The organism is Micromonospora haikouensis, assembly GCF_000876225.1.
GTDB classification, from domain to species: Bacteria; Actinomycetota; Actinomycetes; order Mycobacteriales; family Micromonosporaceae; genus Micromonospora; species Micromonospora haikouensis.
The window spans coordinates 1,347,188-1,371,440 of record NZ_JXSX01000003.1 but is presented as its reverse complement, the minus strand read 5'-3'; the positions used below and the strand labels follow the sequence as shown (position 1 = coordinate 1,371,440).

The following is a 24,253-nucleotide window of genomic DNA, read 5'->3' as shown; positions in this document are numbered from 1 at the left end:
CGATCTCGGCTCCACCCTGCGCCGTTTCCCGGCCCGCCGGCAGCGGAGTGCTTGTCGTGGGAGCGCCGCTCCCTGGCTCCGTGCCCGGTCCCGGGGGCAGCATGGAGGCATGCAGCGCAAGCAGCTCGCCGACTTCCTGCGTCGCCGGCGCGAGGCCATCCGCCCCGCCGAGGCCGGCATCGCCGACGGCCCCCGCCGCCGCACCGCCGGCCTGCGCCGCGAGGAGGTCGCCATGCTCGCCGGCATGTCCGTCGACTACGTCGTCCGCCTCGAGCAGGGCCGCAGCAGCCAGCCGTCGACCCAGCTGCTCGGCGCCCTGGCCCGGGCCCTGCGCCTGACCGACGACGAGCGAAGCCACCTGTTCCACCTGGCCGGCCACCAGCCGCCGCCCGCCGACGGCATCGCCCGCCTGGCCCGGGCCGGCCTGGTCCGCCTGCTCGACCTGGTGGGCGACACCCCCGCCATGGTCCTGTCCGACCTCGGCGAGATCCTGGCGCAGAACCGCATGTCGATCCTGCTCAGCGGCGACCACACCGGGCTGACCGGCGACCGCCGCTACGTCGCCTACCGCTACTTCACCGACCCGGCCGTCCGCGACCTCCACGGCCCCGATGAATGGCAGCGACACGCCCGCCAACAGGTCGCCGACCTGCGCGCGGTGGCCGGCCGGCGGGCCGGCGACCCGGCCGTGACCGGCCTGATCGAACGGTTGCGGGCCGCGAGCGACGACTTCCGGCGGCTGTGGGCCGAGCACGAGGTCGCGGTACGCCGGGCCGACCGCAAGACGTTCCTGCACCCGCGCGTGGGCCGCGTCACGATGGACTGCGAAACCCTGGTCACCCCCGACCTCGGCCAGCAACTGCTGGTGCTCACCCCGGCCGACGCCGGGGACCGGGAGAAACTCGACCTGCTGCGCGTGCTGGGGGTCGAGGAGTTCCCGGCCCGGGTGCCCCACTGACGGAGACGCCCGTCGTGGGCACCTCCCGGCGGGTCCGGCCCGCCGCCGGCATCCCCCGGCGTTCCCGACGGCTCAGCGCCTGCCCGACCGCCCGGCCGGATTTCGGGTGGATCCCGCCGTCGTTCCTCCGGCACGATGCCCGGGTGATGATGCTGGTGCCCGCGAACCCGCTACGCCCGCGCCTGCCCGACGACCACTTCGCGCCCGAAGCCCACGCCGCCCGGGAGGCCGGGATCACCGTCGCGGTGGTCGACCACGACGCGCTGACCCGCGACGACCCGCACCGCGCCGTCGCCACCGTGCCCGCCGGCGGCGTCGCGGTCTACCGCGGCTGGATGCTTCGCAGCGACCAGTACGCCGCCTTCGCCGAAGCCCTCGCCGCCCGAGGCGTGTCCCTGCGCACCAACGGCGACCAGTACCGCCGCGCCCACGAACTTCCCGGCTGGTACCACCCGCTCGCCCCGGTCACGCCGACCTCCACCTGGACCACCAGCGCGGAGCGGGCCGCCTTCGACCACGCCCGGACACAACTCGGCACCGGTGCCGCCGTACTGCGCGACTACACCAAGTCGATGAAGCACCACTGGAACGAGGCGGCCTTCATCCCCGACCTCGGCGACTCCGCCGCCGCCTGGCAGGTCGCCACCCGTTTCCTCGAACTACGCGCCGACGACTTCACCGGCGGGTTCGTCCTGCGTGCCTTCGAACACTTCACCACCGCCGAAGTACGCACCTGGTGGATCGACGGCGCCTGCGCACTGATCGGCGCCCACCCCGACACCCCCGACGACCTGCCATCCCCTGCCCTCGACCTGGCCAGGCTCACGCCACTGGTCGCCGCCCTCGACCTTCCCTTCGTCACCGTCGATCTCGCGCAACGCCACGACGGCACCTGGCGCGTCGTCGAACTCGGCGACGGCCAGGTCAGCGACCGACCCGACTCCATCAGCCCGTACGACTTCGTCGCCACACTCCTCGACGGCGGCCTCTCCGACGACGCCCGCTCCCGGATCGGCCGGTGAGGATCAAGCCCACGAACACGCCCGGCACGGGACATCGGGCCGGCCGTCGCGCATGACGACGAGCGGATTCCGTCCCCACCGGCGACACCTCCCGCCTGAGTTCGGGCACGGCCCGGTCGACGAGCGGTCGGGGCCGCGCTCCGTCGGCCCTACCGGCCGTAGTGCAGGTAGGGCGCCCACGCACCGACGTCGGACGGCCGCTCGCGGCGCCACCGACGAAGCGCCTGGTGCAGCGCATACGGCGCCCGGTCGACGAGCACCGTGCCCTCGGGCGCGAGATCCCGGTAGACGGCTGTCACGAACTCCTCCTCGCCGGGGAGCGTCACGAGGTCGTGGTCCACGACCTGCCAGAGCGTGGCGATGACATGGCGGCCGCCGGCCAGTTGCAGCGCGGAGGCCACGTGGATTCCCTCGTTGAGAACGTCGGTGCCACCGATGGCGGTGTGGCAGGCGTCGAGGAAGACGAGGTCGGCGCCGACGGGATGGGCGGCGACGTCCTGAAAGGTCATGGCTCCGTCGGACGCGGCGACGCCGCCGCGTAGCGGTTCGCTGACATCCTGGTGGCCGTGGCCGGCGATGTGGACGATGCGGTGGCTGCCCAACGCCTGGAGGAGCCGGTCGCGGGTGACCTCACGGCCGTCGAGTCGCACGGGCACCGGGTCGAGCAGCTCGTCGAGCCGGCGGGCCTGGCGTTCGGGGCCGACCAGCGGCGGCAGGCCGGGCGGCTGCGCGATGGTGATGACGCAGGGCCGTTCATCCGTGACGCCCGCTCTCGTCGGCGTGCGGCCGGCCGAGAGGCTGAGATGCGTCAGGGTCAGCGTGTACGACGACACCACCCGTTCCAGCACGGCGTCCGGCGAGCCGTGCCCGCGTTGCGCGGCGTGTATCGGGAGCATGGTCAGTGGGCCGGTGAGGCACCACCACACGCGTGGTGGCTCGTTCTCGGAGGCGGACGAGTGCCCTAGGGCGGTCAGGACCGGCTCGGCCGTCGTTTCCCACAACCACGCCAGGACCTCGCTCATCGCCTCCTGTGCCCGCCACATCGGCATCCGGCTGTTGCCTGCGGGGCCGCTCAGGGCTTCCGCGTACTGCTGGACCGCCTGGATGTACTGCTGCGCCATCGAGGCGGCGGCGTGGAGGGTGAGCCGGGGCAGCGGGACCGCCCGCAGGCCGGCGGCGTCGACCAGCAGGGCATCACAGCGTTGCAGGCTGACGTTGACCAGGACGGCCGCACCCGCGCCGACCGACTGTCGCAGCTCCGCGAGCGTGGCCGGGCCACCGAACAGGTCACGACCGAGCAGGGCTCTGGCCTGGTCCAGGAGCTCGGCGAGGACGCGGCGGACGCGGGAGCGCAGTTCGGAGGCAGGCTCCACGACGTCGTCCGGGCGTTCCCACCACCGGCGGGGTTCGGCCGCCGGCCGTACCCGCGCCAGCCGGTCCAGCTGGCGGGTCATGGCCTCGATCCGTGACGCCAGGTCGGGATCGATGCGGGCGAGCTCGGCCAGGGCATGCCGGCGGCGCAGCGCCGCGCCCCAGCTGAGGAACCGGGCCCGTTCGGAGAGTTCGAGGGCCAGCGCGGCGTCGCCTGCCTCCAGTGCGGCGCTGGCGGCCTCGGTGGGCAGGCTGGCGACCGACCCGGCGAGCAACTGCCGGTCGGGGTCGGCCAAGCCGTGGGCGACATCGGCGGTGAGGTCGACCGCCAGGCGATAGTTGGCCAACGACCGGGCGAGGTCGGGCGGGTTGGCGCGCAACGCCAGCCGACCCGCCGACATCGCGGCTTCGCGTCGGTGCGCGGGCCGCGCCGCGGCATGGCCGACGACCTCGCCGAACAGGCGGGCCGCTTCGGTCTGCGCCGCCGGGTCGGCGCTGCGCAGCCCGATGTCGCCGAGGTGGGAGCCGAGGCGCAGGGTGGCCTCGACCCAGTCGACGGAGGTGGTGCGCAGCAGGCCACGGGCCGACCGGGTCAGCTCGGCGAGCCGCATCGTGACGGCGATGTCCATGGGGACTGTCCGGTGCTGTCCGGCTTCGAACTCCGCCTGCAGCAGCAGGGCGGTGCCACGGACGTCGTCGGGAAGATCGTCTTGACCGAGGAGGCCGAGCAGCAGCGTACGGGCCTCGGTCAGGTCGGCAGGCCTGTCCCACACGGCGGCGGCCGCACCGAGCGTCCGGGCCAGCAGGAGCGCGCCGTGCGCTCCGGCGTGTGCGGCGGGGTCTGCGGCTGCGGTGACCGCCCGGGCGCAGGCGAGAGCCTGCCGCAGGTCGTCGTCCGAGCGCGTGCGCCCGAAGGCGGTGAGCAGCGCGCCGGCCAGGTGACGGCACTGGTCGCCACCGGGGTGCGGTACGTCGATGCGGGTGTGGGCCGCCCGGAACAACCCGACGGCCTCCGCAAGGTCACCCGAGTCGCCGGTGACGGAGAAGCGGTCGGCCAGCGCCAGGCCGAGCACCGTCCGCACGTCCTGCTCGCGCCGTGCGGCCTCCCGGAGCGCGGCGACGGCCTCGTCGAGGTCGGCGAGGTCGCCGGTGGCGACGAACCGGTCGTGCAGGGCGGAGCCGAGGCCGCCGACGTGTTCCGCGGAGTGCCCGCCGAGATAGAGGCCGATCGCCTCGTCGATGTCGGCGGTGCGCCGGTAGACGCGGAACCGGTGGGCGAGGACACCCGCGCGCATCAGGCGCCGGTGGGTGCGCTCGGAGGAGCCGGGCGTGGCCTGGTCGATCGCCTGGTCGATCCAGTCGAGGGCGCGGGCGAGGTCGGCTTCGTCCCCGGTGAGGACGAACAGCTCCTGGTGCAGCACGCCGGCCATCTGCATGCGCAGCCCGCGTTCGTCGGGCCCGGAGGCCACGGCCAGGGCCCGCTCGACGAACGCGACAGCGGCGGTGATGTCGGCGGGGTCGCCGTGCTGCCGACCGCGTATCGCGGCGCAGCCCGCACGGGTCTCCAGCAGCCAACCCAGGTCGCCGCCGAGCTGCCCGGACGACAGGGCCTGGTCTGCCGCGTGCACCGCCGCGTCGAGCAGGGCGGGGTCCCCGGCGTGTTCGTGGTGCAGGACGAGCGCCCGGGCGAGAAGCGCCCGTACGACCGCGGCGTCCTGCGGTGACCGCGCCTCGGTCTGCTGGCGCAGGAAGCCCACGAGCGCCCCGGTCAGCGCACCGGCCCGGTCGCGTTGCACATGTGACGAGAGCGTCGACACGGCGTCAGCCGCGCGGCGGACCTCGACCAGGTGCAGGTCACCGGGGCTGTGCATGCCCCGCCAGAGCGGCCCGGTCGCCCGGTCCGGATCCCAGCGGTCGGCGGTCAACGCGTAGTGCGCCAGGTGGGCGGCGCCCGCGTCGATCGCTCGGGCCCCGCCGCGCGGGTGGTCCACGGGCGTCGCCCGCAGGACGGCGTCGAGCTCCTGCACGACCAACTCGGCCGTGCGCCGGATCCCCGCGCCGTGCCGGCGGCCCGGTGGGGCCCGCCCTTCCCAGGACCGCAGCCAGGCCGATGCGGCGGCATGGCGCAGCGCGGGTTCGGCGGGCGGCGCCGAGCGGCGGCGCAGGCATCCGGCGACGCCAAGCAGGTCACGGTCGTCGCCACTGTGCTCGTAGCGACGCAGGTAGGCGGTGGCCACCGCGTCCAGCCAGCCGTCGGGCAGCTGTGCCGGCCCGCGCCCCAGGGCCCGGTTCAACTGGTGGGCGGCGGCGTCGAGGGCGTCGGCGGTCAACGGGCCCCGACCGGTGTCCCGCAGCGCGGACAGCGCACGGTGCAGGTCGTCGAGGGCAGCACTCGCATCGCCCGCGACCCCGTGTCGGCGCGACGACTCGTCCAGCTCGGACCGTTCGCCGGTGGCGGCGTACCGCTGCGCCGCGTCGTCGCTGGCTCGGGTCACCGGCGTGCTCACGGCCCCTATGCTGGCATACACGATCGGGAGCGTGGCCAACCGAAGAGGTGGTTGATGAGCGGTCCGTCCGAAAGGGAGTTTCTCGCGACCTTCTGCCGGGACACACCGCATCTGCGGCGGGAGCTTCCCGAGAGTCGGCGTCGGCTCCTGGAATCGGGCCTGGCGTCCTTGCGGTCGGGCACCACGTCACTGGTGGAAGTGTGCCGCTCGATCGGCTACCCGACCGCCGGCAGCCAGCGGGGAGAGGAGTCGCAGAACCAGAATCCGGGGTACGCACCACTTCCCGGCGGGCTTGCCGGGCTGCCACCCGGAAGCTATGTCTGTCCGGCCACGGCGTGCAGCCGGGTCGAACCGCGCGACAGCGAGGGCGTGGTCCCGGAGTGCGCCGTGTACGACCGCCGCCTGCGGCGCGGCGCGGATCACTAGGCCATGGACGCGATCCTCGGGGAGATCAGCAGACGGCTGACCGGGCAGTGGATCCAGATCGCGCTCTCCGGTGTGCTCTTCCTCGGCGTCGGGTGGGTGGCGCTCACCCTCGGCCAGCGGCACGCTCTCGACCACGGTCTGCTGCTGAGCCGTGTCGACGCCCTCGTCGCCGGCATCGACGGCACCACCGCGCTGATCATCCGCGCCGTCCTGATCACGGCGCTCGGCTATCTGGTGGGCATGACCGCGCACATGGCGGGGTCGCTGCTGCGGCGGCTCTGGACCGACCGGTGGCCGCCGCCGTTGCACTGGATCGAGAAGGGCATCGTCCGCCTCCGGCGGGCGTACTTCGGTAGGCGGTGGCCGGACCGGACGCGGGAGTTGCCCGCCCGCTACCTGCCGGCCCGGGCCACCCAGGTCGCGGACCGGATCCGGCTGGCCCACGAACGGGTCGACGCCGAGTACGGGGCCCATCTCGGGCTGCTGTGGCCCCGGCTGTGGCTCATGCTCACCCCCGACGAGCGGGGCCCGATCGAGCTCAGCCGAGCGGGCCTGGACAGCGCGGCCGTTCTCGCCGTCTGGGGCGCCGCGCTCGTGGGGCTGGGCTGGTGGTGGTGGCCGGCCGCGCTGATCGGGCTGGCCGTGGTGCTGCTGGCCCGGCACCGGGCCCGCACCGCGGTGGGTGCGCTCGCCGATCTCGCCGAGTCGACCGTCGACAGCCAGCAGCACGTGCTGGCGGAGCGGTTCGGCGTGGCTCTGGTCGAGGGTCGGATCAGCCGGGAGGACTTCCGGCAGATCAACGACCGGCTCACGAAGGGAGCGTGACGTGCGGCGACTGATGGTGCCGTGCACGTTCGACACCGGCGAGACGGCGATGTTCCCGTTTGTCGTCGGGCAGCCCTGCGCCGACAGCCACCCGCTGGAACAGCAGCTGGCGTGGCTCGCCAGGGAGCGGGGTGGCCAGGCACCCCAGGAGGTCGTCGACTCGCTCGCCCAGGTCCACCGGCTCGCGGTGGAGCAGTCCACGAAGTTGGAGGACCTGGTCGCCTACGCCATGCGGGAGGCGGCGATCGTCTCCGCCGCCGACTCACCGCCGTAGCGAGGCGAGCAGGGCGTCGAGCGCCTCGGGCACCGCGACACCGTGCTCGTGTGCCGCGGCCGCCACGGAATCGATCACGATGGACAGCCCGCCGGTCACCGAGGCGTCGACGCGTCCGTCGAGAGCGGACATCTGGCGACCCACCGTGACCCGCCGCGGCGTCACCCGGTCCGGGAGGACGAGTTCGAGCGCCTGCTCGCCGCCGAGCGGCACGACCAGCCGGGCGACCGGGATCTCTGGCCCGACGACGCTGCCGCCGCGCAACTGCGCGGCGGTGTCGCCCAGCGCCTCGGCGACGGTGCCGGCGTCACGGAGACCGTCGTCGAAGACCTGCGGGGAAACGGCCACGGTGGACGGGTCGGGCCGGTCGAGCGCGTCGGCGATCGCCAACCGGGCTTCGCCGGCGAGCAGGTCGCGGGATGCCAGCACCCGGATCAGGCGGGCAGCCAGGACCGCGATCGTCGGTGACGGGCCGGTGGCGGCGGTGACCAGCGCGGCGACCGCGTCCGCGGGGATCCGGTCGAGCGCGGCGACCGCGTCCGCCAACCCGTCCTCCAGCGCCTGCGCCCCGGCGACGGCCGTCAGGACTCCGGTCATGGTCGCCGCGTCGGGTTCCAGCAGGACGAGCAGGCTCACCGCCTGCTCGGCCAGGGCAACGCTGCCGCCGGTGAGCCCGTCGCGGATCCGCCCGGTCAGCCCCTCCCGGTCGCCGATCGCCTGTCGTACCAGGTCGGGGGCCTGCTGGCCCAGCACGGCGAGGGAGGCCAGCGCCGACACGAGATCCGGGGTTTCCGGGGCCGGTACGGTGCCGGCGAGCACCGCCGGATCGGTGCGGTCCACGGCCGTGGTGGCCAGGTCGGTCAGGACGCCGGCCAGCCGCAGGCTCCGATCGGCGTCGCGGGTGACGAGCCGTGCCGTTTCGGGAAGCCACCGCTGGTGGGCCGCGAACGCCGTGGTGCTGGCCGCGACGACGAGGGCCCGGACCGCGAGTTCGTCGTCGGGCAGGGATGCGACGTCGGCGCCGGCGTGCGCCAGAGCCGCCAGGATGCCCGCAGCCAGCGGGCTCGCCCCGGACAGGGCCGAGTTCAGCCGCTGGGAGAGCACCTGGACGGCCCGGGACTGCTCGTCGGGTCCGAGCCCGCCGCCGGCGAGCAGATGCCCGAGGCCCGTGGCGGCACCCGCGGCGCGCCGGTCGGTGAGGTCCGCGCCATCGGCCTCGGTGCAGAGCGCGGCCACCACCGAGGCGTCGCCGGGCGCACACCGGCCGAGAAGTGCCATCGCCGAGCCCGCCACGGCCGGGTCCTCGTCGGCTGCCAGGTGGATCGCCACGGAGGCCAGGTCGCGTACCCACTCCGGCGACACCCCGCAGCGCCGGGGCTCCTCGGCGACGACGTGCAGCGCGTCCAGCAGGGCCCACCGCTCGCCGGCGGTGAGCGAAGCGGCCAGCGCGACCAGCGCGTCCACGGGAAAGTCCCGGAACCGGCGCAGCCCGCGCAGCACCGTGATCCGTGCCTCCGGCTGGTCGGACAGCTCTCCCAGCGCGTCGTGCAGAACCGACGGGGCGTCGTGGCCGACGTTGCGCAGCATGATCTGCAGGCCGGCGGCCACCGCGGGGCGCGTCTCGGCGGTGAGCGCCCGGGCGAGCGCGGCGACAGCGACGGCTCCGGCCGCGCCGGCCAGCGCCCACGGGCCCGACCGTCGGCCGGCATGAACCGGCCCGGTCGCCTGCGCCAACCGCCGGCGGACCACGGAGTCGGGATGGGCGAACAACCGGGCGGCGGCCGCCGCCGTCCCCGCGTCGACCTCGCCCCACTCGACGCTGATCAGGGTGGCCAGATCGGCCACCTCCGTCGTGGCGTCGGCGCGCCACCGGCGGACCGCCGGTTCGCGTACGTACGACCGGGACAGCGCCAGGACCACGGCGACGGTGTCGGCCTCTCCGCTGGCCAGCAGCCGATCGAGAACCGCGACGGCCGTCGGGCCGAGGGCGAGCAGTTCCGTCGTGCCGCGCCGGGTCAGGGCGGCCAGCGCGGCAGCCCGCGTTCCCGGCGTCAGCAGGGCCAGCCAGGCGGCATCACCGTGCAGGGTGGTCGCCGACCCGGACCGGTCCAGCTCCCGCAGGCCGTCGACACACACCGCCGCGGCGCTGACGATGCTCCATCGCAGCGGCAGCCGGTTGTGCGGATTCTCCGTCCACCCCCGTGGGGGACGGTGGTCACGTTCGACGCTCAGCAGCGGCTCGGCGAGGCGCTGCTCGGCGCGCGCCCGCAGCTGCGGTGCCGTCAGTCTGTCGAGGGCGGCGGCCCGCACCGCCGCCTGGTCGTCGTCGAGCGGGGCGGGCAGCCGGGACAGCAGATCGGCAGCCTCCTCCGGCGGCACCTGGCCCAGGTGCGCCACCGCGCGGGTAAGGATGTCCTCACCGGTGAGGCGGGCGAGCCGGACCGCGGCGAGTGCCCGCTCCGTGGGCGAGACGAGCTGCGGCACCAGCGACGTGAGGGCGGTGACGACCGCGGCGGCTTCGTCGGTCACGCCGAGGTCGAGGGCCAGCTCCCACATCCGTATGCGGTCGTGGACGTCGCCGATCTCCGCCGCGTCGGCCAGCAGCCGGCCCGCGGTGATCCGCTGCCCGGTGTACTGCGCCAGCCGGAGCCGGACCCTCGCCCTCGCGTAGCTGTCGGCGACGCGGCCGGCCAGGTACTCGACGGACCGCAGGACCGCCGGCGGTGACACCGGCTGCCCCTCGCCCGCCGGGTGCAGGCGCAGCCGGTGGAGGGTGCGGGTCGCACTGACCGGATCGAGATCCAGATCCTGCAACGCGAGGCAGGCCGCCTCGGCCACGAACTGGGCCTCCGTCAGCTCGCCGGCCAGCCGGTCGATGATCCAGCAGCGGAGGAACGCAAGCGACGGGTGCAGTGACCGCACAGCCGTCAGCGTCTCCGCCAGCGGATGCCCCGCACGGGGCGCGAAGGGATCCAACGGCCAGCGGACGCCTGCGCCCCCAGCACCGCCGGCCCGGAAGGCGATCGTCGCGATCAGCGCCGCCAAACCCTGCCCCTGCGCCTCGACCAACCCGGCGCCAGCGCTGTCGAGGTAGACGGCCATGTTGTAGGTCAGGTCCTCGGAGTGGCCGTTGACGTTCTCGACGAGCGCGACCGGGAGATGCCCGTCCATCAGCCCGGTCCAGGCGTTACGCCGCCCGCTCACCGCGGTCAACGCCCGTACGACGGCACTGTCCAGCGCATGCTGGCGGGCACCCGGTAGCCGAAGCGCGTCGAACGCGCCGGCCACCGGCCCCGGGGTCAGCCGGCGTGCCGCGTCACCGAGCACCAGCAGCGCGCGTCCCAGCCGCCACCGCACCCGCCGAATCACGGCGTCGTCGTCGACCATCCGCGGCCACGACGCGGGCTGTCGCCCGAGCAGCGCCCACGCGACCAGCGCGTCCCCGCGCAGGCTGGCGTCCTGGCCGGTGTCCGACGCCAGCTCGATCAGGCTGTCGCCCACCAGGGCCAGGTCGGTGCCGTCGCGCAACCAGGCCAGGAGCCGGGAGGTCAGCGGCGAGTCGGCGACGATCGCGGCGGGGTCGATCCGCGCATCGTCCACGCCCGGATCCGACCCGTCGGCCCCGGCGGTCAGCAGGTCGAGGACGACAGCTGCCTGTGCCCGCCGCGAACTGCCCATGGCCTCGTCCTCGAAGTCCGCCGTCAGGCGCAGCCGCAGGGTCTCGTGTCGGCGCGCCTCGGGAAGCGGGACACCGCCGTAGAGGACCAGCACGACGCGGCTCCATGCCGGCTCGGCCATGATCCGGGCGGCGACGTCCGGATCCGCGGCCAGCGCCGCACGCAGGGGCAGCACCGACGGCGGCAGGAACGGCGACACCCGGAGGACGGGTGGCGTCCGCGCCCGCTCGACGCGGGCGTTCTCCAGCAGTTGGCGCACCCCGTGCATGCGCCCTTCCAGGAGCCGACCGGCCACGGCCTCGACGACCTGCCGCGCGGAACCCCGCCGGCCGGTCAGCATCCGGTCCTGCCAGTCCCGGGAGGCTCGGTACAGCGTCCGGGTCCCGTGCCAGTGGTTGTCCTCGGAATCCAGCTCCTGTGCCGTCACGAGATCGATGGCGGCAGGATGGGAACTCGATGTCACGGCGACAAACTCCTGAGGGGCCTCGCGGTGAGCTGCGCATGCCAGCCGAACGCTACCGCCTCGGCGGCAGGGAGATCCAGCGTCACGCTCCGGGTACGCCCGGCGACCCCGTGCGTGGTGGCCCCCTCGCAGCCGCACACGACGGTGGCTCAGTGGTCGCCTCGTTCCTGCAGTCGATCAGCCTGATCGCCAGCCCCACAGGTCGGCCTCCCGGTGCAGCCCGGTCCTGTGGTCGAACGGACAGCCGTCGTCGGGCCGATGGTTCTATCCTGCCGAGTGCTCAGTCTGTGAGCGGATCTGCCTGAATTTCTCCCCTGGGTCGTCCGCTCCAGTGAGGCCACCGAAATGGATCATGCCGAGGGACTGTGCGGATGCCCAGACGCAGACATCGATGCGGAGATCCTTGCTCCGGCCGACGCCGCACCGTGCCTTCCCTCCGAGCGGACCGGACGGGACCGGCTCTACATCGTCGACAGCCGTCAGCCCGGCGAACACCGCGTCCAACACGGCATCCGGAGCGGTGACGGTTCCCGACACCCCGCTGAGGAGGATGAACCGATCGTCATCGCGATAGACCCCGAGTTCAGGAGAGTAGTGCTCCTTGGCTGCCACATAGGCGGTGCCTACTGCACTGGTCGGCTCTCCCCGGACAAACCCCTTGAAGAAACCCATGTTCTTCTCGGCCAGCCCGATCAGTCGTCGATCGACTGACTCGTTCCAGCGCCCGAGCAGTCTCTCCGGCTTGTCGAGGCGCATCGCCGCAGTTCCGAGGCTAGGCGAGGGCTGGGTCGAGGTCCGCGACTCGACGGTGTCCGCAGAGCGCGAACACCCGACTGTGCTCAGCACGGCCACTACGACGAGGATGCCGAGTCTCGCGGTGTGTCGTACGCCGTCGATCGACGGTCTTCCCATCATGTGTGCCGATCTCCGAAGCAGTTGTCGGCGCAGAGTATCGCAAGCCTCCCGCCTCACGTCGGTGCGGCACCGGGTCGATCCGCTGGACGACCACGCCCGCCGAAACCAGACCTGGCCGTGTGCACGACAGCATGCGTGCTTCTGGCGGGGCCGTCACCGCCCCGGTCGAGGAGCCCGCCGTCGGCCGGAACTGCTACCGGGCGGGTGTGAGGCTCCACGACGGAGTCGAGGTGGGCCTTCCGCTGAAGCCGCAGCATCGTTGGATGTCGATCGGGTGGGAACAATCCTCACCAGAGGTGCACTAGCGTGGCCATCGCCACGAGCAGGAACGTCGGCGACGTGGCGACGGTGCCGAGCGCCACGGCCGACCTAATCCGGTCTCCCGCCAGGAGACTCCAGAGCCAGAACAGCCCAGCCAGCAGGGTGCCGAGGAACACCGGCGCACTGTAGACGCCGAGGATCACCATGTCCTCCCACGGCGAGTTGCCGTACGACGGCCCCCGCAGCGACGACTGCCGGTCCAGGACGGCGAGATAGGCGGCAATCACCAGGCCGTGCCAGCAGAGTAGAACCAGATGCGCGACTACGCGGTTCGCGACCGTCCGGTTCTCGGACGGCGTCACCCAGCCTCGTCCGGCGATGCCACGCTCGCCGCCATCCGGCTCGTCGCCGCGCCCGGCGTTCGACCAGGACCCGGGTCGAAGGGTCGCAGCTGTGGCAGTTCTCCTGCCGGCGGCCCGACCCCGCCTGCGGCGAGCCGCCACCCGAGGACCGGTCGACCGTACGCACCGACGAACCACCGCCACCGCTCCCGCCCCGACCTCCGCCGCTCTTGGTCGCTGCGGCGCGGGCCGAGGAGCCGCCTCCGGCCTTCACTGCGCTTCCGCCAGGCATCCGGCTGCCCAGGCTCGGCAGCCGGCCGGCGGCGCCGCCGAGCGCCCGGGTCCCGAACGCTCCCCCGAGTCGCCCGAGACCAGCGGACGCGGCACCGTCGAGACCGCCCTCGATCATGGTGCCGGCCAGGCCGCTCCAGGAGAACTCCTCCGAGACGTAACTCCTACTCGCACCCCACCAGTGCTCGGGCACGCTCATGGACCCTTCCTTTGCTGTCGCCGGCAATAGCGATCGGACGACTCAATCTTCGACAGAAGATTCACGTTATAGATAGATCGATCGAGTGGCTACAACGACCGCTCGATCGGGGTAGCCGTTCGGTGCTCCCACCATTGTCGAGGCCACATCCAGGCGCCGGTCGCAAGGCAGTGAGACTCTTGTCTCCGCCGGGAGTGAGCATGGGCGGCCCAGGAAAACTGCCCCTATGCTGGCCGCGAAATACCTCCGATCCGATGCCGATACGAGGATTCGCGAATGCGCCGGAATTCTGCTCTGGACAACGGCACGGCGTCCGCCGCGATCGCCGAGGAACAGGAGTTTCTCGACCAGGCCACGGCCCGGCGCGACAAGCTTGCCGACCACCTGCTGGCCGGGCTCTCGGTGGCGGCTCTGGACGCGCTGGAGCAGGCGCGGCTGCGCATGCTCCGCCAGCAGTACGAGGATCTGCGCCGAGCAACCGAAGGGCTGGTCTTCGGCCGCCTAGACGGGCTCGACGGTACCGTGCGGCACATCGGCCGGGTCGGCCTCCGCGACGACGAGGGCAGCGAGGACGACGAGCCACTGCTGGTGGACTGGCGCGCCCCGGCGGCGCGGCCGTTCTACACCGCGACCGCCGTCGACCCGCAAGGTCAGGCCCGGCGCCGGCACATCCGTACGACGGGATCGGCCGTCGTCGGCGTGGACGACGAGCCCCTCGACGGGACCATCACGACGGATCTCGTCGGCGAGGGCGCCCTCCTGGCGGCCCTAAACCAGCGGCGCACCGGCCGCATGTCCACGGCGATCTCCACGCTGCAACGCGAGCAGGACGACATCATCCGGGCCGAGGCGAGCGGCCCGCTGATCGTGCAGGGCGGTCCCGGCACCGGCAAGACCGTGGTGGCCCTGCACCGCGTCGCCTACCTGCTCTTCGCCCACCCGACGATGGCCGAGCAGGCGGTCCTGGTCCTCGGCCCCTCCCCGCGGTTCCTGGAATACATCGGCCAGGTGCTGCCCGCGCTCGGTGAGACAGCTGTCGTCCCGGCGACCTGCGACACCCTGCTGCCCGGGATCAGCGTGGACCGCGACGAGAGCCGGGCGCTCGCCGAGATCAAGGGCCGCGCCCTCTGGCAGCCCGCGCTCGAGGACTATGTCGCGTCGCTACTGCCCCGGGCCCGCGACCTCAAGCTGCGTTGGGAGGGCGAGTTCTACGTCATTCCCGCCGCGACGGTGGCACAGGCGCTCGGCGCGGTGCGCAGACGGCCGTACCATCCGGCTCGCCGGGTCTTCGCCGAGCAGCTGCACCACATCCTGGCCGATGCCGTCGTCGAGCAGCGTGAGGCGCTGATGAACGAGATGGAGGAGGGCTTCGAGGACATCCTGGCCCGCGTCGACCGGAGCATGCACTACGACCCCGATGCCGCCGCCGGCAGCGACGTCGACGGCCTGCTCTCCGATGAGGAGGTGGATGACCTTCGCCGGCGCATCGCGGAGAACGCGGCCATCGCCCGGTTCGTCGAGGCCTGGTGGCCCACCCTGGACGCCGAGACCCTGCTGCGCGACCTCCTGGCCGACGGTGACCTGGTGGCCCGGTTCGCCCCGCGGCTGTCCGCGGCGGAGATCGCCGCCGTCGTGGCCGAGCCCGCGCCGTGGGCGTCGAGCGACATCCCCCTGCTCGACGCTGTCGCCGACCTGCTCGGCGACAGCGACGCCCCGCAGCAAGAGGGCGAGTTCGTCGCCGACCGCGCCCGCCGGCAGCGCGGCTGGGTGTACGGCCACGTCGCCGTCGACGAGGCGCAGGAGCTGTCCGAGATGCAATGGCACATGGTCGTGCGGCGGTGTCCCAGCCGCTCCATCACTGCGGTCGGCGACATCGACCAGGCGGAGGCGGCGCACCGGCACACCAGCTGGGCCCAGGCGGTACAGGCCGTTCTCGGCGACCGCTGGACCCCCGCGGAGCTCACCATCTGCTACCGGACGCCACGCGAGGTCATGGAGCTCACCGCACCGTTCCTGCGGCGAGCCGGCAGCCACAATGAGCCGCCCCGGGCCGTACGCGCCTCCGGCATCTCGCCCTGGGAGCGCATGGTGACGCCCGCCGAGCTCAGCGACGCGGTCGCCGAAGCCGTGCGCGAGTTGCGCGAGCGATGGCACGGTGGCACGGTCGGCGTCATCGCGCCGGTCGGTCGCATCGCCGAACTGCAGGCCGCGGTGGGTGACGACGGGCCGGTGCTGTCCGCGGCCCAGTCCAAGGGCCTCGAATGGGACGCGACCCTCCTCGTCGACCCCGACGGCATCACCGCCGAACCACGCGGCTGGAACGGCCTCTACGTGGCACTCACCCGCTGCACCCAGGAACTCGGCCAGCTGGTGCTTGCGTAGCCACGCTGCTTCTCAGAGCCCAGCTACCAAGCAGGAAAGTTCTTCGACAAGCTCCTGACCGTCCCCGGCTGGGAATCGATGCCACTCACCCAGGCCGCCCAGACGGTCCAAGTCTCGGCCTACCCCGACGCGTACGCCAAGTGGACCGACGACGCGACGATCCTTGTGGACCAGTTGACCAGCGCCCTTACCGACTGCCCACCGACGCGCTCAACATCCTCCCGGCTCGGTTCGCCCATTTTGACGACACCCCACCCGGGTAGCGGCCCACCAGACGGCCCGGGTACGGCACTGCGCCTGGGCACCCGGAGTCAGGCTCAGAAGTGGTTCAGACTTTCTGCACATTCTCAAGGCGGCCCGGTCGGGCCGCTCGTGCCGGTCGACAGGGACGCGCGGCCGGAGGCGTTCCGCTGTCGCTGCACACCCCGGCCGCGCCGGATGGGCCCGTCGATGGACACGACCAGGAGGCGCGCGCGTGGGGGCCGGGGTCGAGACTGGTAAGACCGCCTATTCAACCGTCGCCAGTTCGTCGTGAAAACACCGTCGGATGGTCATGGCTCTCACTGTCCGTGGTTGCCCGGGGCGTAGCTGGACCAGGTGGTGCCGGCCTCGGTGGCGAGACGGGCGGTGGTGGCATGGTGGTAGCCGAGCGCCGTCGCGACGATCGGGGCGGGCATGTCGAGGACGTGCTGGCGGATCGCGGCGGCGCGGCCGGCGGTGGTCGGGACGCCGAGGGAGTGGACCAGCGCGGCGGGGGTGTTGGGGTGCAGTGGCTGACACCACCGCACGGACCAGGTCGTCGAGCCGGTAGCGGGCGTAGACGTCGAGGGTCGCCGGGTGGGCCAGCTCCCGCCAGGTCGGGTCGTCGGCGGCCAGCCGCAGCAGCACGTCCCACGGGCGGGCGGGAGGTGGGTCGACGTCGGCCTCCACCCCGGCGATCGGGAACCCCAGTCGGGCGTACATCGCGGCGACCTGCGGGGTCGAACAGGCGACCACGGTGTCCGCCGGGGTCAGCTCCAGACCGGCGGTGGCCGCCACGTTCTTCAGGGTCACCTCGGCGCACCGGTCGGTCTCGGCGGTGTCGAAGACCGGCACCACCACCGAGCGCAGCCCGGCCAGCACGCTGAACCGTTCGATCACCGCCTCCCGCCGGTGGTAGGGGACCGGGTTGCGGCGGGTGTTCTCGTGGTTGGCCGAGGTGACCGCCCAGACCACCGTCTCCTCGTCGCCGGAGGTGGCGGTCGGCCCGCCGTCGGGGGTGGCGTGGTCGCCGTCCGGCGCGTCGTGGTGACCGGCGGTGGCGAGCCGGTGCAGATAGTCGGCCTGGAACCGGGTCAGCAGGTGATGTCAGCCGGGAAACAGCAGGTAGCGGGGCATGCACCGTTCCTAGCCGACGCGGCCCGCCCGGCTCCGCGCGGGGTGGGTGGGGGCGGCACCCGCAGGTGCCGCCCCCACCCGCCGGTGTCAGCCCACCACGGAGCGCAGCGGGATCTGTTCGGCCCGCAGGGTCCGCACCAGGTCACCCAGGAACGGGTGCTCGTCGATCTGGAGACCCTCCGGGTTCGGGATCACCAGGTACGCCGAGCCGTGTGCCACCGAGACCCGCGCGGTGTCGGTGTACCGGTCGACGACCGCCTCGGTGCGGGCCAGGTCGCCGGCCGCCACCTGGATGGTGAACGGCCGCCACTCGCCGCCGAGGTTCTCGGCGACCGGGGTGGCCGCCGCGGCGGCGCGGTCCGGGTCGACCCGGACCGGCGAGGCGGTCCGGGCCGCCGTGCCGCTGCTCGGGTACAGCAGCGCGTTGGCCACCAGGTGCAGGCCACTCTCGTTGTACGCCCGGAACAGCGGGTTGAACGCGAACAGCACCGCCCGACCGGCGCCGGTCGGCTCGTCCACCACCGCGACCGTGCCCTTGAGCGCGTCACCCTGCACCGTGTAACCGTTGGCCCAGAAGGTGTCCCCGCTCGGGTAGCGCAGCACGTTGCGGCCGGTGCTGCTCGGGGTGAGGATCGGGTCGTTGTTGTTGAACTCGAAGTCCTCCGCCGGCCGGCCCAGCCCGACCGGGCTGTCGGCGTCCACGTCGACCCGCAGGTGCGAGCCGATCACCGTGTAGCCGGTCGGCTTCGGCTTCTCGGTGGTCGAGGTGAGACCGGCGGCGCGGGCCATCCGGGTGCCCTCGTTGCGCAGGCCCAGATAGGTGTGGCCCTGGGCGATCCAGTTGCGCAGGTTGGCCTGCCCGGTCGCGGTCAGCCCACCTGTCGCGTTGCTGCCGTCCGGCACCAGCAGCACCGTCCGGCCGGTGAAGGCGGGGGTGTTGTCGTTGATGTCGGCGGTGGTGACCGGGGTGAGGTCCAGGCCCCACCGCTTACCCAGCACGTACCGGGCCTCGCCGTGCGAGCCGGAGGTGGTGGAGATGCCGGTGCCCTGGAACAGGCCGACGTCCGGCCGGCTGATCGGGGTGCCGACGGCCGCCGTGGTGTACGGGGTGAGGGTCACCCCCAACTTCTTGGCCGTGGTGTTCAGCTCCGGCGTCAACGCGCCGGCCGGCATCCCCACCTGGCCGTCGTCGAGGTCCCGGACCAGGTTCACGCCCCGGCCCAGCAGGGTGAAGGTGAACTCGGCCGCGGCGGCGGAGTCCAGCTCGTAGGTGTAGGAGCCCTTCAACGGCGGCGCGGCCAGGATCTTGCCGCCACCGGTGTTCTGGATCTTGTCGATCAGCTCCGCGTTGGGCTTGACGTCCGCGCCGGTGTAGACGGCGTTCACGCCCATCAGCAGCGGGTTGCTCCACGACGACACGTCGTAGAAGTACGGGAACGGCGTGTACGGGTCCTCACCCATGATCGCCTGGATCCAGTGCTTCTGCGGCTGGTTCATCGGAATCCAGTACGACCCGACCGGCACGGTCAGGTTGGTCGCCGACCGGCCACCGAAGATCTTCGCGCTGGGCAGCTTGACGGCCTTGCGGACCTGGTAGACCTCCACGTCCATCCGGCGCAGCCGCTCGACGAGCTGCCGGGCGTCGGCGAGCTGCCGGTCGGGCAGCAGGAAGTACGACCGGATGGTCTGGTTCGGCACCGGGAACTGGACGGTGTTGGTCGGCTGGACCACCTCGTTGGGCTCCAACGTGCCGGCCCGCCCCTGGGCGAGGGCGTCCTTCCAGACCTTGAACCAGCCGTTGAGCACCTCCTGCTTGTGCGTCGCCGCCCAACCCAGCGTCGACCACTGGGTGTGGAACTGCTGCTGCACCCGGTCGGCCACCGCCGACGAACTGCCCTTCTCGAAGGTCATGCCGGCGGCACCGAAGCCGGCGGCCGGTACCGTGTCGCCGTACCCCATGAAGAACAGGTCGTAGGTGGAGTAGTTGAAGTAGCACTCGGTGGTCACCGCGCCGCCGCACGCGCCGTTGTAGCCGAAGCCGGCCTTGTTGGCCTCACCGATCCGGTTGATCCAGTCGACCGCCTCGCCGGAGATCTCGTGGTGGATCGGGTCGGCGTTGGGCGGGAAGAAGTACTGCCTGCCGCCCATCTCGTGCGCGTCGATGAAGACCTGCGGCGGATACCTGCGCATCAGTTCGAGCTTGCCGTCGGTCTCCTGCTGGGTCCGGGCGAACCAGTCCCGGTTCATGTCGAAGCCGTACTCGTTCTGCCGGCGGCTGGCGTCGCGGCCGTCCGGGTTCTGCGTCGGCACGATGATCGTGATCAGGTTGTCGTTGCGCTGCTGGACCTCGCAGGAGAGCCCGGCGGCCAGCTCGTACAGCGTCTTGAGGGCGGCGTCGGTGCCGCTCTTCTCGCCACCGTGCACGTTGGCGGTGACCCAGACGATCGCCGGCGCCGCCTCGGCGATCTCCCCGGCCCGCTGCTGGTTGACCACCCGGGGGTCGCGCAGCGAGCGGACGTCCTCGGCGATACCCTTGAGCACGGCCGGCCGCACGTTGCGCTCGTTCGACACGATCGCGTACGGCAGCGGCTGGCCGAGCACGCTGGTGCCCATCACGCCGGTGACGACCCGCTTGGAGGCGGTGTCCACGGCGTCGAGGTAGCCCCGCACCTCCTCGTTGGTGACCACCCGTTCCTGGCCGGTGCCGAGCGGGAAGCCGAGGTAGCTCTCCGGGCTGGGCACCGAGGCCAACCGGTCGGTGGGATCGGTACTACAGGTTGTCGGGGGCGCGGCGGCGGCCGAGGGGCCGACCACCAGAGGGGCCATTCCGGCCAGTAGTACGATTGCGGTGGCGCTCGCCAGCCGTTTACGGGAATGCAATGTGGAGCGGAGTGGGGCAGTTCGCATGGGTGTCCCGTTTCCCTTCCCGGGAAATGAATCAAGGGTGCCCGGAGCGTATGACCTGCGCTTTCGGGTGGTCAAGATTCACAACCGGCGGCCGGTACACGATTCGTCAACTGCCCCACACCCGGCCTAATGTGGGCGTTTGGTGGCGAGTCTGCGCGTCCACCGTGGACCCGGCTTCCCGGTGCCGGCGGTCCCGGCCCATCGACGGCGGGCCGGGACCGGTCGGTCAGCGCACCCGGACGAACACCGGGTTGGAGTAGAACCACAGATCGCTCCACGGGCTCTCCAGCCCGTCGGCCAGCGGCTCGGCCTCGTCGGTGCTGGTGCCACGTACCCGCAGGTAGCTGTCGGCCCCGACGTCGCGCAGGGTGTGCCGGATGACGTACTGGGCACCCTGCTGCCGCCAGTCGCGCGGACCGAAGCGGGCCACCACGGCGGTGGTCGGGTTGGTGTCGGCGTCCCGGTCGGCGCTCGGGCCGGTCACCCGGCCGACGATCAGGTCCACCCGGCGGACCTGCGGCCGGTCCCCGTTGGCGTTCGTGCCGGCCGGCGGCCGGAACCTGATCTCGACGTCCACGTCGGTGCGGTCACGGCGGCTGACGGTGATGGTCTCGCCCGCCCCGGCCGCTCGCCCCTGGCCGCTGGCGGTGACGTCGAGCCGGGTGATCAGGTCACCGGTGGTGACGAAGATCCGCCCGTGCCGCAGCCCGTCCATGATGTCGTGATACTCCTGGCGGGCCAGCACGTAGGTCTTGCTGTACTCACCCGGCCAGAAGTCGCTGCCGCCCCGGGTCCAGTGCACGTGCGAGTCGGAGATCGCGGTGATCCACCAGCGCCGCCCCTCGCCGAGCAGCGCGTCCCACAGCCCGCCGACCCGGGCGGTTGCCTGGTCGTAGCCGCCGTAGGTGGGGTGGTTGCCGTAACCGCCCCGCGCGCTGCCGTTGAGCGGGCCCGCCTGGTGGCCCGGGGCGCACTCGAAACCGACGTACACGTCCGGGGCCGCATCGTTGCCGTTGCGGAACTCGTGCGGGAGATCCTGCCCGTACACCCCGAGCCCGGTCGCCGAGCGGGAGGTGTGGTGGGCAATCACCAGCGGCTTGTGCGGCATGTTCCGGGTCACCCGGAGGAACTCCACCATCTTGGCCTCGGTGTCGCGGCCCGGGTCCGCCGGGAACGGGTCCCGCTTGGCGAACCGGCTCTCCAGCTCGAAGAGCTGCTTCGCCTCGTCGGCGTGCCGGGGAATCACCAGGGCATGAGCAGGTCTGGATCCGGGAACGCCCGAACGTCGGCGGCGCGACCCCGAGTCGGCGAGATCGGTCGGGACAAGAGCGTCGGCCGACGCCTGCGGGTCGGGGACGTCGACGAGAGCCACGTGTGGGCCCACGTCTCGTACTCCAGCGGCCCAGCCGCCGACCGGCACGGTCGACTCGGATCAGACTCGCCAGTTGGCCACGCCGCTTCGTCCTTGAGCGCGTGCAGGCCTCCGGGGTTGGAAGATCCGTACAGGAACTAGCGCTAAGGATGATCTTGTGGGCGGGGTAGCGGATTCATCGCCCGATGGGTGACCAGTCGGCAGATGCCGGATGTGCGGGCGTTCTGGCTAGCCAGTTGGCGACACCCGGGCAGCCGGCACCGGCGCGCGGCGGTACGCGGGTAGGTCCGCTCAGCTGCGTCGGGGTGGGGTGATGTCGAGTAGTTCGGTGACCTCGGCGACGGCTTCCCCGCCGGGCTTGACGTGGCGCACGGCGGTGCGGGGGTTGCGCCACCGCCCCTTGGCTATGATCAGTTGGAGGCCGACGTTGGCTTCGCCGAGGTGGGTGGCGGCCGAGTGGCGCAGCTGGTGAAGATCCCACCCTGGCCGACCCTCGCCGGGTGAGGTGAGCGGTCCAGCAGGATCCGGGCCCGGTCGTAGCCCAGTCGGGCCCGGCCGGTGTGCGGGCACAGGTCTTTGGCCTGGGGCGGCGGGCCGGGCCCGGGCGGCGCTCGGAGAGGAACACCGGGCCGCGGTCGCGACCGCGAATGAGCCGGGGCAGCAGGTGCGCCGTACCGCTGGCCCAGTACACGTACTCGGTGGCGCCACCCTTGGCGGTGATCCGGGCGCGGCGGGCGTCCACTTCCAGGTTCTCGATGTTCAGTGCGAGGATCTCGTTCGCGCGGGCAGCGGTCTCGTAGAGCATCCGCCACAGGGTCTTCTTCCGTAGCGGGATGTCCCGGCGGGTCAGCAGCCGCTCGATGGCGGCGCGGTCTACGGCGCGGGTCTCGTCGCGCTGCTCGGGCTGGCGCTCGACGCCGGCGGGCAGCATCGGCGCCGGGTACCCGTTGCGGGCACACCAGGCGAGGAACGAGCCGACTGCGGCGCGGCGCTGGTTCCAGGTCGACGCTGCGGCGGTGCCCCACAGCCGGGTGAGGGTCTGGCCGAGCTCATCACCGGTGATCTCGCGCAGCGGCCGGTTCGGGCCAGAATGAATTAGAGGCCGTTGGCCAGGGCATATGCCCCGGTCGACGGCCTCTCTACGTGCTGTCGGGACGGCCGGATTCGAACCGACGACCCCTTGTTACGGAACGTAGCCAAATCGAACTTGTCATCGCTTGCCGCAAGCCGCCACTGAGCTGCACAAACACGGCCAAGCGCTAGTCATTAGTTGTTACTGACCGACATCCTTGGGCCGGGGTTTTCGGGGGGTAAACGGGGGCCGAGCCGGCTCGGATTGACCATCACGACCGGGCATCGGGTTCGCGTCGGCAGCCCTTAGCGGGGTTTGAACTTCGACCCGAAGGCGCGCAAGAGACTCATCGTCGTCAACAGTCCCCTCAGCCCAGCCAACAACTATAAGCGCTTCGGAGATCGCTAAGCCAAACTCCTGACGCAACGCCGCAGCAGCCTGAATATGCTGACCAGCCCCCCATTAGCACGGATAGCCCTGGCGACATCTACAATGTCACCGCCAGACTGCACAATCACACGTAGGAAAAGACGCCATTCGGCTGCACTGATCACCTCGAACGCCCGAACTGAAGGCGAACGGAGACGCCACCCTTTACCACCCGCGTCCGCAGGAAGGACGCCTGCAAATCCGTGCTCTCGCTCCATCTTACCGGTCCACGTCTGAAATGCTGCGTCTTCCGACGCAAGACCCGTAGGCCAAAGCCCCACCCCCAACAGCATCACCGCCCTGTCAGGCGAAATATTTCGATGTCCGGCAGCCGATGACATCAACACTTACAGCAACCCACGCAAACGACGATGCCTATAGACGAACAGAGTCTGGAGCGGCCCGTCCTCGCAATGAAGGCGAAACCACTCATAACGCGCGCCGTCAAGGTCAACTTCTCCGGACGACGGCATGGTCAGGCGCAGGCCGCCGCCGTCCTGGGTGCGGGGCAGGTGACGCGGTAGGACGTGGCGGGAGTGCTGCCGGTGGCGAACTGCCACCAGTCGAGGTTGAACAGGTCGCCGCTGCCGCCGGTGAAGCGCAGGTACAGGTCGCGGGTGCCGGTCGCGCCGGTCACCGCGCACGACGTGTTGGCCCAGGTCTGCCAGCCCCCGGTGCCCGACACCCGGCAATTCCCGACCAGGGGCCCGGTGGCGCTGTCCAGACGCAACTCGATCGTGCCGCCGCTGGCGGCGGACGCGGTCCGGGCGGTGAACGAGGCCGCCCCAGTGCCGAACGCCACGCCCTTGACCTTGATGTAGTCGCCGTTGTTGATCGACCACACGTTCTGCGTGCCGCCGCTGGCGGGCTGCGTCTCGACGCCGGAGGACCAGGCGATGGTCTCGGCCTCCTGACGCACGTACGGGTTCAGCGTGCCGACCTGCGGCGCCCCCTGCGTGGTCATGTTCATGCTGGGGATCGTGCCGTCACTCCGGTAGGTGAACTTCTCCACCGCCACCGAAGCGTGCCCCCGCCGTCGGACCGGCAGCGGGGGCACGTCGGGTTTCCCGGGTCGGGCACCGTCGTCGACGAACTCGGAGACCTCCGGGGCCGTGACCGCACCGGAGATCACTGCGGAGGCACCGGGCCGGCGGTGAGATCGCCGGCCCGGTCGCTGCTGGAAC

14 protein-coding genes and 1 pseudogene are annotated in these 24,253 nt (G+C 72.1%); 6 read left to right on the top strand and 9 right to left on the bottom strand.

Features of this window, described 5'->3' with window-relative positions; all coding sequences use genetic code 11:
• Positions 1 to 109: 109 nt before the first annotated feature.
• Positions 110 to 958 carry a helix-turn-helix transcriptional regulator gene (locus TK50_RS27270; protein WP_043968250.1) on the top strand — a complete coding sequence of 283 codons (849 nt, stop codon included), beginning with the start codon at positions 110 to 112 and terminating at the stop codon, positions 956 to 958.
• Positions 959 to 1,104: 146 nt separating this feature from the next.
• Entirely contained in the window at positions 1,105 to 1,980 is an 876-nt protein-coding gene (locus TK50_RS27265; RefSeq protein ID WP_043969444.1) for an ATP-grasp domain-containing protein, read from the top strand.
• Between the two features lie 149 nt (positions 1,981 to 2,129).
• On the opposite strand, the gene TK50_RS27260 is transcribed toward TK50_RS27265, so the two are convergent.
• The gene (locus TK50_RS27260) at positions 2,130 to 5,858 is read right to left on the bottom strand and encodes a CHAT domain-containing protein (protein ID WP_043968249.1); all 3,729 of its coding nucleotides are present in this window, start codon (positions 5,856 to 5,858) and stop codon (positions 2,130 to 2,132) included.
• Between the two features lie 54 nt (positions 5,859 to 5,912).
• Here TK50_RS27260 and TK50_RS34240 point away from each other — a divergent pair, with 54 nt between their 5' ends.
• Genes TK50_RS34240 through TK50_RS27250 form a run of 3 tightly spaced genes read left to right on the top strand, consistent with a single transcriptional unit; the run spans position 5,913 to position 7,383 of the window.
• Complete coding sequence (locus tag TK50_RS34240) at positions 5,913 to 6,284, top strand: hypothetical protein (protein ID WP_158499198.1); 372 nt, start codon at positions 5,913 to 5,915, stop codon at positions 6,282 to 6,284.
• Positions 6,285 to 6,287: 3 nt separating this feature from the next.
• Positions 6,288 to 7,109: a hypothetical protein gene (locus TK50_RS32390; protein ID WP_052503950.1), complete on the top strand. Its 822-nt coding sequence runs from the start codon at positions 6,288 to 6,290 to the stop codon at positions 7,107 to 7,109.
• A gap of 1 nt (position 7,110) precedes the next feature.
• Complete coding sequence (locus TK50_RS27250; RefSeq protein WP_043968248.1) at positions 7,111 to 7,383, top strand: DUF2610 domain-containing protein; 273 nt, start codon at positions 7,111 to 7,113, stop codon at positions 7,381 to 7,383.
• Here TK50_RS27250 and TK50_RS27245 read toward each other — a convergent pair.
• The 3 genes from TK50_RS27245 to TK50_RS27235 all read right to left on the bottom strand — a co-directional run bounded on the left by TK50_RS27245 (position 7,372) and on the right by TK50_RS27235 (position 13,061).
• Positions 7,372 to 11,487: a hypothetical protein gene (locus tag TK50_RS27245; RefSeq protein WP_043968247.1), complete on the bottom strand. Its 4,116-nt coding sequence runs from the start codon at positions 11,485 to 11,487 to the stop codon at positions 7,372 to 7,374. The two genes, TK50_RS27250 and TK50_RS27245, sit on opposite strands and share 12 nt — an antisense overlap.
• 300 nt (positions 11,488 to 11,787) lie before the next feature.
• Entirely contained in the window at positions 11,788 to 12,438 is a 651-nt protein-coding gene (locus TK50_RS27240; RefSeq protein WP_043968246.1) for a hypothetical protein, read from the bottom strand.
• Positions 12,439 to 12,725: 287 nt separating this feature from the next.
• The gene (locus tag TK50_RS27235; protein WP_043968244.1) at positions 12,726 to 13,061 is read right to left on the bottom strand and encodes a hypothetical protein; all 336 of its coding nucleotides are present in this window, start codon (positions 13,059 to 13,061) and stop codon (positions 12,726 to 12,728) included.
• 745 nt (positions 13,062 to 13,806) lie between these two features.
• On the opposite strand from TK50_RS27235, the gene TK50_RS27230 reads away from it, so the two are divergent.
• Complete coding sequence (locus TK50_RS27230; RefSeq protein ID WP_043968243.1) at positions 13,807 to 15,912, top strand: HelD family protein; 2,106 nt, start codon at positions 13,807 to 13,809, stop codon at positions 15,910 to 15,912.
• Between the two features lie 507 nt (positions 15,913 to 16,419).
• On the opposite strand, the gene TK50_RS35225 is transcribed toward TK50_RS27230, so the two are convergent.
• From TK50_RS35225 to TK50_RS27210, 5 genes and pseudogenes are all read right to left on the bottom strand, one after another.
• Positions 16,420 to 17,127, bottom strand: coding sequence for a hypothetical protein (locus TK50_RS35225; protein WP_241774126.1), 708 nt, complete (start codon positions 17,125 to 17,127; stop codon positions 16,420 to 16,422).
• Positions 17,128 to 17,376: 249 nt separating this feature from the next.
• Positions 17,377 to 20,031 (bottom strand): M14 family zinc carboxypeptidase, encoded by a 2,655-nt coding sequence (locus tag TK50_RS27220; RefSeq protein ID WP_241774125.1) that lies wholly within the window; start codon positions 20,029 to 20,031, stop codon positions 17,377 to 17,379.
• Between the two features lie 391 nt (positions 20,032 to 20,422).
• On the bottom strand, positions 20,423 to 21,442 hold the full coding sequence (locus TK50_RS27215) for a CehA/McbA family metallohydrolase domain-containing protein (protein WP_199486150.1): 1,020 nt from the start codon (positions 21,440 to 21,442) through the stop codon (positions 20,423 to 20,425).
• A 796-nt stretch (positions 21,443 to 22,238) separates the two neighbouring features.
• A pseudogene (locus TK50_RS35760) lies at positions 22,239 to 22,373 on the bottom strand (tyrosine-type recombinase/integrase); the annotation flags it as partial.
• 1,171 nt (positions 22,374 to 23,544) lie between these two features.
• On the bottom strand, positions 23,545 to 24,201 hold the full coding sequence (locus tag TK50_RS27210) for a carbohydrate-binding protein (RefSeq protein WP_052503949.1): 657 nt from the start codon (positions 24,199 to 24,201) through the stop codon (positions 23,545 to 23,547).
• Positions 24,202 to 24,253 lie beyond the last annotated feature (52 nt).

Excerpts from the sequence above, each read along its gene's own strand:
- TK50_RS27270 (WP_043968250.1), top strand. The coding sequence starts at position 110 with ATGCAGCGCAAGCAGCTCGCCGACTTCCTGCGTCGCCGGCGCGAGGCC.
- TK50_RS27265 (WP_043969444.1), top strand. The coding sequence starts at position 1,105 with ATGATGCTGGTGCCCGCGAACCCGCTACGCCCGCGCCTGCCCGACGAC.
- TK50_RS34240 (WP_158499198.1), top strand. The coding sequence starts at position 5,913 with ATGAGCGGTCCGTCCGAAAGGGAGTTTCTCGCGACCTTCTGCCGGGAC.
- TK50_RS32390 (WP_052503950.1), top strand. The coding sequence starts at position 6,288 with ATGGACGCGATCCTCGGGGAGATCAGCAGACGGCTGACCGGGCAGTGG.
- TK50_RS27240 (WP_043968246.1), bottom strand. The coding sequence starts at position 12,438 with ATGATGGGAAGACCGTCGATCGACGGCGTACGACACACCGCGAGACTC.
- TK50_RS27230 (WP_043968243.1), top strand. The coding sequence starts at position 13,807 with ATGCGCCGGAATTCTGCTCTGGACAACGGCACGGCGTCCGCCGCGATC.